This window comes from Pinirhizobacter sp., from assembly GCF_035317885.1.
Taxonomy (GTDB): Bacteria; Pseudomonadota; Gammaproteobacteria; order Xanthomonadales; family Rhodanobacteraceae; genus Pinirhizobacter.
Genome location: NZ_DATHFX010000497.1, coordinates 1 through 7,875 on the forward strand (window position 1 = coordinate 1; position 7,875 = coordinate 7,875).

Annotated in this window: 6 protein-coding genes; 4 read left to right on the plus strand and 2 right to left on the minus strand. The window is 65.6% G+C overall.

The genetic code is table 11. From position 1 onward, the window contains the following. Positions 1-572: NAD(P)/FAD-dependent oxidoreductase (locus tag VK519_RS16395; RefSeq protein ID WP_324351521.1), on the minus strand; the 572-nt coding region annotated here is incomplete at its 3' end. Positions 573-662: 90 nt separating this feature from the next. Here VK519_RS16395 and VK519_RS16400 point away from each other — a divergent pair. Continuing rightward, on the plus strand, positions 663-2,660 hold the full coding sequence (locus VK519_RS16400) for a UvrD-helicase domain-containing protein (protein ID WP_324351522.1): 1,998 nt from the start codon (positions 663-665) through the stop codon (positions 2,658-2,660). Here VK519_RS16400 and VK519_RS16405 read toward each other — a convergent pair. Then, positions 2,657-3,676, minus strand: a complete 1,020-nt coding sequence (locus tag VK519_RS16405; RefSeq protein WP_324351524.1) for an AI-2E family transporter — start codon at positions 3,674-3,676, stop codon at positions 2,657-2,659. The genes VK519_RS16400 and VK519_RS16405 overlap by 4 nt on opposite strands. Positions 3,677-3,815: 139 nt before the next feature. Here VK519_RS16405 and VK519_RS16410 point away from each other — a divergent pair, with 139 nt between their 5' ends. From VK519_RS16410 to plsB, 3 genes are all read left to right on the plus strand, one after another. Then, complete coding sequence (locus VK519_RS16410) at positions 3,816-4,715, plus strand: HAD family acid phosphatase (RefSeq protein ID WP_324351527.1); 900 nt, start codon at positions 3,816-3,818, stop codon at positions 4,713-4,715. Positions 4,716-4,899: 184 nt separating this feature from the next. Then, a complete protein-coding gene (locus VK519_RS16415; protein ID WP_324351528.1) occupies positions 4,900-5,793 on the plus strand; it encodes a hypothetical protein in 894 nt (297 codons plus the stop codon). A gap of 9 nt (positions 5,794-5,802) precedes the next feature. Beyond that, positions 5,803-7,875: glycerol-3-phosphate 1-O-acyltransferase PlsB (gene plsB, locus VK519_RS16420; RefSeq protein ID WP_324351529.1), on the plus strand; the 2,073-nt coding region annotated here is incomplete at its 3' end.

The following is a 7,875-nucleotide window of genomic DNA, read 5'->3' on the forward strand; positions in this document are numbered from 1 at the left end:
CTCTGGTGTTCGCGGTTACGCCGGCGAAGCTTCTTCTTCGATGCAATGAATCCATCGCGGCCGCTGGCATCCACCACGTACTTCGCGCGCACCGTATAGGCGCTGCCATCGTCCGCCCGCACGGTGAGCGTGCTGTCCCGCGGGCCTGACTGGTCCACGGCAAGCACTTCGACGCCTTCGCGGGCGTCGGCGCCGCACTCGCGGGCATGCTCGAAGAGCATCTTGTCGAAGTCCTGGCGGTATACCTGGTAGGCATGCGGCGGACTGGACCCTAAAGCGCGGTCAAAAGCGAACGTGCTGTAGCCCGCCGGGGTGTCGGATTCGAAATCCGCACCGCGCTTGTGCACGCCGATGGCGCGTACCTTGTCCAGCACGCCAAGCCGCTCGAACACCAGCAGGTTCATCGGCAGCAGCGACTCACCAATGTGGAAGCGGGGGTGGCGCGCTTTCTCCAGGGCTACCACGCGATAACCGCGCCTTGCCAGCATTGCCGCGGCCGTGCTTCCACCCGGGCCGCCGCCGATCACGGCGACATCGCACTGCACGTCGTTTCCCATCTGTGCATCAGCCATCGTCCGCTCCATTGTCTGCCACCTAAGGCGGGGGGCTTGCGTCTGCTACCATGCCCCCTCGCACCATTCCTGCCGTGAAACCTTCCGTCCATGCTCAATCCGCAACAACACGCGGCGGTCGAATATTGCGACGGCCCCCTGCTGGTCCTGGCCGGTGCCGGCTCGGGCAAGACGCGCGTCATCACGGAGAAGATCGCCCATCTTATCGGCCGCCGCAAGCTTGCGCCGGAAAAGATTGCAGCGATCACCTTCACCAACAAGGCTGCGCGCGAAATGCGCGAGCGCGTCTCGAAGCTGATCCCGGCCGAGGCCTCGGCGGCACTCACAGTCTGCACGTTCCATGCCCTGGGCCTGAAATTCCTGCAGATCGAACATGAACGCGCGGGCCTGCGACGCGGATTCTCGGTCCTGGACGCCGACGACACCGACGCGATCATCAAGGAGCTCTCGCCCAAGGGCGTGAAATCCGAGGTGCTCAATGGCCTGCGAAACCTGGTGAGCCGGGCGAAGAATTCGGCCCTCACCCCCGACGAAGCCATGGCTGCCGCGCGCAGCCCGCGCGAGATCGAAGCGGCCACCATCTACGACCTTTACCAGCAACGCCTGGCCGCCTTCAACGCGGTGGATTTCGACGACCTGATCCGCCTGCCGCTGCGTATCCTGGAAGCCGGCGACGACTGCCGCATGGCCTGGCGCGAGCGCCTGCGCTACCTGCTGGTAGACGAATACCAGGACACCAACGACGCCCAGTACCGCCTGCTCAAGACGCTCGCAGGCGACAAGGCGCGCTTTACCTGCGTGGGCGACGACGACCAGAGCATCTACGCCTGGCGTGGCGCCAACCCGGAGAACCTCGACCAGCTCGGCCGCGATTTCCCCCAGTTGCAGGTGATCAAGCTCGAGCAGAACTACCGCTGCGCCAAGCGCATCCTGCGCGCAGCCAACAAGCTGATCGCCAACAATCCCCACGTGCACGAAAAGCGCCTGTGGAGCGATCACCTGGAAGGGCCGCCGATCCGCGTGCTCGAGTGCAAGGAAAGCGAGCACGAAGCGGAAAAGATCGCCGCCATCGCCTCGCACCTGCACGAGAAGTACAAGGACAAGGGCTGCCGCTGGAGCGACTTCGCCATCCTCTACCGCGGGAATTTCCAGGCCCGTCCGCTGGAGAAAGCCCTGCGCCTGGCGGGCGTGCCCTACCATCTGTCCGGCGCCTTGAGTTTCCTGGACCGCGCGGAGGTCAAGGACGTCCTTTGTTATCTGCGGCTGCTTGCCAATCCCACCGACGACGCGGCCTTCCTGCGTGTGGTGAACGTGCCCAAGCGCGAGATCGGCGCCACTACGCTCGAGAAACTCGGCCAGGTGGCGGCCTCCCGCGGCGCCTCGATGCTTGACGCCGCGCGCAGCGACAGCGTGCTGAAGACCCTTTCAGCTCGACCTGCATCGCAGCTGGCCTCGTTCACCCGGTTGATGGACGAGCTGCGCAGTGCCGCGATCCACCACAGCGCCGCCGAATTGGTCGAGATGCTGTTGCAGAAGACCGGCTACGCCGCGCAGATCGCGTCCACCACGCCCGACCAGATCACCCGCGACCGCAAGCTGGGCAACCTGCGCGAGCTCACCGAGTGGTTCGCCGCCATGCAGAAGGGTGGCGGCGGCGCCGGCGACCTCGCCGCGCAACTGGCCTTGCTCAGCCACGCCGACCGCGACGACCCGGGCAATGCGCTGCGCATGATGACCTTGCATTCGGCCAAGGGCCTGGAGTTCCGTTTCGTCTTCATCGCCGGCTGCGAAGACGGCACCCTTCCCCACGAAGGGGCGCTGGACGAAGGCCGCATCGACGAGGAACGCCGCCTGATGTACGTGGGCATTACCCGGGCCAAGGAATTGCTCACCCTGAGCTATTCGGCCCGCACGAAGAAGTACGGCGAGATTCTTTCCAATCAGCCCAGCCGCTTCCTGAAGGAATTGCCCCAGGACGATCTGCACTGGGAAGGCAAGGACCCCGAGGCCGATGCCCTGGTCACCCGCGAGACTGCCCAATCGCACATGGCGAAGATCGCCGCCATGCTGGCGGCCAACGATCGCTAGATAAGCCGCTCCGCTTCCAGTTCCTGCTTCAGGTAGGCATAAAAGATCGGCGCCGCCACCACGCCGGCCAGGCCGAACGCCGCCTCGAACAGCAGCATGGCCACCAGGAGTTCCCACGCCCGCGCGCGGATCTGCGTGCCGACGATGCGCGCATTAAGGAAATATTCCAGCTTGTGGATCACGATCAGGAAGCCGAGCGCGGCGATGCCCACATAGAGCGATATCGACATCGCGGCGATAGTGACGGCTGTGTTGCTGATCAGGTTTCCGATCACCGGCATCAGGCCCACGATGAAAGTGAACAGCACCAGCGTCTTGGCCAGGGGCACGTGGATACCCATCAGTGGCAGCACGCCGAGCAGGAAGATCGCGGTAAGCACGGTGTTCACCAGCGAGATCTTGATCTGGGCAAAGACGATGTCGTGGAAAGCCTTGGCCAGTCGCGCGCAGCGCAGGCCCAGGGCCGCCGCCAGCGGACCCACCTGATGGGGCGGACGCGTGCGCGACAACGCCACGATACCGCCCAGCACCAGGCCGATCAGGATGTGCACGGTGACGCGCGCAGCCTCCTTGCCGGCCCCCTGCAGGGTAACGGCGTGCGTCTTGGCAAATCCGGTAAGGACCAGGCGCAGTTCTTCCACGCTGTCCGGAAGGTGGTCGACGATCACGACGGGCAATTGTTCGCGCGCCTTGTCCACCAGCGGCATCAACTGGGTCTGCCAGAGCAGCTCGGGATTGCCCAGCTCGCTGCGCAGGAAGCCGACCGCGCCAAAAATGGCCAGCATCAGCAAACCGACCACCAGCACCGCCAGGATCGCCACCACCAGTGCGCGGGCGCGCGTGCCCGCCAGGCGATTGCCCAACAGCGGGGCGGTAGAGAACACCACCTCGTAAACCAAGAGGCCCGCCAGCAGCGCCGGCAGCAGCCTGAGTTCCATCAACAGCAATAGCGCCCCGGCAGCCAGGGTGTAACTGGCGATGCGGATGGGCAGGGTCGAGCGAGAGAGGTTGTCCATGCAGGTCCGTGCGGTGGGGCCAGTTCGTGACTTTATACGATGGCCGGGTGTCGCGGCCGTGGCGGCGCGGACTGGGCGTCACCCGGCTGTCGTAAACTTTCCCGATCATCACCCGCCCTTCAAGCAGGACGCCCAACGCATGTCATTGATTCGACCGCTGGTACTCGGCTGTGCACTGGCCCTTTCCGCCTGCGCCACCGTTGCCCACCAGCCCAAGGCCACCTCCGCACCCGTCCCGGCCGCCCAGCCTGCGGTGGCCGCCGTCCCCGCCGACGACAACCTCAATGCCGCCTTGTGGAGCCAGCGGGCGGTCGAGCACGACCTGATCTATCAGGAAGTGTTCCGCAACGCGCAGGAGAAGCTCGCCCGCGCGCTGAAGGATCCCTCCTGGGATGCGCTGCCCAAGGACGATCGCACCACGCCAGTGAGCAAAAAACTCAAACCCGCCGTGGTACTGGACATCGACGAAACCGTGCTGGACAACTCGCCTTACCAGGTGCGTGTCATCCGCGGGGGTGGCGAATTCAACGAGGCCGACTGGGCTGCCTGGTGCAAGGAAGCCGTGGCCCGCGCGATGCCCGGTGCGGTGGCCTTCACCCAGTGGGCAGCCAGCCACGGCATCGCCGTGATCTACGTGTCCAACCGTGCCAAGGACCTGGACGAACCGACCCTGCGCAATCTGCGCCAGGCGGGCCTGCCGGTCTCGGGCCCCGAGGCCTTCCTGGGCCTGGGAACATTCGTCCCCGATTGCGACCAGGTGGGCACCGAGAAGGGATGCCGCCGGCAGTTGATCGCCAGCAAATACCGCGTGCTGATGCAGTTCGGCGACCAGGTTGGAGACTTCGTCACCGTGCTTGCCAACACGCCTGAAGGCCGCGAGAAAGCTATCGCGCCTTATCGTGCGTGGATCGGCGAGCGCTGGTTCGTGTTCCCCAACCCGACCTATGGATCGTGGGAGCCGGCCGTGTTCAACAACGACTACACCCTGCCCCGCGAGGAGCGTCGGAAGGCAAAAATCGACGCTCTACGGGATAAGTGAATATATTCAATAGGTTAACAACGTTATCTTACCTATTGCCTTAATTTTAACGCGCAATTAAGATAGCCGCGCCGACACCGCAAGCCGCCAAAGCGAAGCGGGCAAGGCCATTTCCCTTTCCGGCCTCGAGCCGGCAAGCCCCGCAGGCCAGACCCGCGGGGTTTTCTTTTTTATGCTGGGCACCATGCATCGCCTGCTCCTCGCCCTTGCCCTGTGCCTGCTCGTTGCCTGCCACCAGGACGACGCGCCTGCGCCCGTGCCCGTTGCGGTGACTCCGCCCGAGGCGGCACTGAAAGCCTCGGTGGATCTGCTGGGCCGGGGTGATTTCGCCGGCTTCTGGCAGCACGCCCTGCCCCCGGCGGACTTCGCCAACCTCAAGGCCGACTGGCAGCGCCGTCCCGGCATGCTCGACGATGCCGACCGGCGCCGTCTGGACGCAGCCCTGGCCGGGCTGGGCCGCGATGGCGCCGACAAGCGGCTATGGACCGGGATATCGCCCTTCGTGCTTCACTTCGAGCGCGACTACCGTGAGCAGATGCCACTGACCATCGGCGTTTTCCAGTCCATCGCCATGACTGGCATCGGCAGCGCCCGTTCGCTCACGACCGCGCAAAAGGCGCTGGCCCGCGAGGCGGTATTGGCGTTGGGTCCGTGGGCGCAGGCCGCGCCATGGGGGGACGTCGCCGCCGCGCACAAGGCGATCGACATCGCGGTGGCGGCAGGCAAGGACCTGCAATTTCCTGCCGACGGCACACCGGCGGACTTTGATACTTCCATGCGCAACCAGCAACTGGCCTTCAACGCCGTGGTAGACATGGCCCACCTCTACAACCTGGATCTCGACGCCATGTTCGCCTCGGCGCATACCCAGGTGCTGGAAAATACCGAGGCCAGCGCCCGCGTGCGCCTGCTCTACACGCTGGTGGACCGCCCGCTCTCGATCGACATCGCCATGGTGCGTGAAGACGGCCGCTGGTACGACCGCGACCTGCTCGAGTCGGTGCGCTCCACCCACGGCGACATCGTCCACGGCATCGGCGCCGATGTCCCCGCCGCGCCCTTAACAGGCGCACGCTAAACTAGCCCGATGGCTGATCCTTCCACCTACCCTGTCAACCAGGCCCGCACCCGCCCGCGAGGCCCCTGGTGGTTCGCACTCTTAAGCCGCGTGCTCGAGCCCTGGGTGCGCATCAAGCGCGATCCGGCCGAGCCCTCCGCCCTGCTGCGAGCCGATATACCGGTCTGCTACGTGATCGAGCGCGATGGCGTGTCCGACGCGCTGATCCTTGAACGCGCTTGCCGCGAAGCGGGCCTGCCCAGCCCCATGCAGCCGGTGCCGAACATCCCCGTGCGCCGGCGCCGCGCCATGTTCGCGCTGGCCCGCCGCGAAGGCTGGGGCTTCGGCCGGCGCCAGGCGGCCTTGCCGAAGGAGCCATTGAACCGGCTGGTGCATGCACTGGAAGCCATGCCCAACCAGGATGTCCAACTGGTACCGGTGTCGATCTACGTCGGCCGCGCCCCGGGCCGCGAGAGCGGCTGGTTCCGCGTGCTGTTCTCCGAAAACTGGGTGGTGGTGGGCCGCTTCCGGCGCCTCCTGGCCGTGCTGTTGAATGGCCGCGATACGGTGGTGCATTTCTCGGCGCCCGTTTCGCTGCGCCAGGTAATCGATGACGCCGGCGAGATCCGCTCCGAACGCCTGACGCGCAAGATCGCCCGCGTGTTGCGGACGCATTTCCGCCGCATCCGTGCCGCGGTGATCGGCCCGGACCTCTCCCATCGGCGCACCGTGGTCGACGCGGTGCTCAATGCCGAACCGGTACGGGATGCCGTGGCCGCCACGTCGGCCAAGGAAAAGATCCCCTACGCCCGCGCGTGGCGGCGGGCGCACGACATGGCCATGGAAATCTCGGCCGACTATTCCCACCCGGTGGTGCGTTCGACGTCATTCGTGCTGTCGAACTTCTGGAACAAGCTTTACGACGGCATCGCCATGCACCATTTCGACAAGGCGCGCGCCGCGGCGCCGGGTCACGAAGTGGTGTACGTGCCATGCCATCGCAGCCATACGGACTATCTGCTGCTGTCCTACCAGTTGCACCAGTCCGGCGTGGTGCCGCCGCACATCGCCGCTGGCGTGAACCTGAACCTGCCGGTGATCGGAGCGATCCTGCGTCGCGGCGGCGCCTTCTTCCTGCGACGCAGCTTCCGCGGCAACGCGCTGTATTCGGTGGTGTTCAACGAATACCTGGCGCAATTGGTCGACCGCGGCGTACCGCTGGAATATTTCATCGAAGGCGGCCGCTCGCGTACCGGCCGCCTGCTGGCGCCGCGGGCCGGCATGCTGGTGATGACGGTACGTGCGTTCCTGCGCGCGCCGCGCCGCCCGGTACTGTTCCAGCCGGTGTACATCGGCTACGAGAAACTGATGGAAGGAAAATCCTACATCGGTGAATTGACCGGCAAGCCGAAAGAGAAGGAATCCCTGCTGGGCCTGCTGCGGGGCCTGAAAGTGCTTCGCCAGCGCTACGGCCACGTCACCTTGAACTTCGGTGAGCCGATCGCGCTGGAACCGCTGCTCGATGCCGCCGAGCCTACCTGGCGCCAGACCACGGCCGCGCCCGATGCCAGGCCCGAGTGGCTGTCCGGCATGGTGGACAACCTCGCCGAACGCATCCTGGTGAACATCAACCGCGCCGCCGACGTCAACCCGATCAACCTGCTGGCGCTGGCGCTTCTGGCCACACCCAAGCATGCCATGGCCGAGAGCGACCTGCTGGCCCAGCTGGAACTGACCAAGGCCCTGGTCACGGACCTGCCCTATTCCGACCGCGTTACCGTCACCCCGGCCCCGCCGGCCGGCATCATCGCCTACGGCGAACAGATGGGCTGGATCCGGCGCGTGCGCCACCCGCTGGGCGACGTGCTGATGGCCGAGGGTGAGCAGGCGGTACTGCTTTCCTACTTCCGCAACAACGTGCTGCACCTCAATGCCACAGCCGCGTGGGTGGCCTGCTGCTTCCTCAATAACCGCCGCATGTCACGCTCGTCGGTGATCCGCCTGGGCCGCATCGTCTACCCGTTCATCCAGGGCGAGTTGTTCCTGCCATGGGACGAAGAGGGCTTCACCGGGCAGATGCAGGCCACCATCGACTTCTTCGTG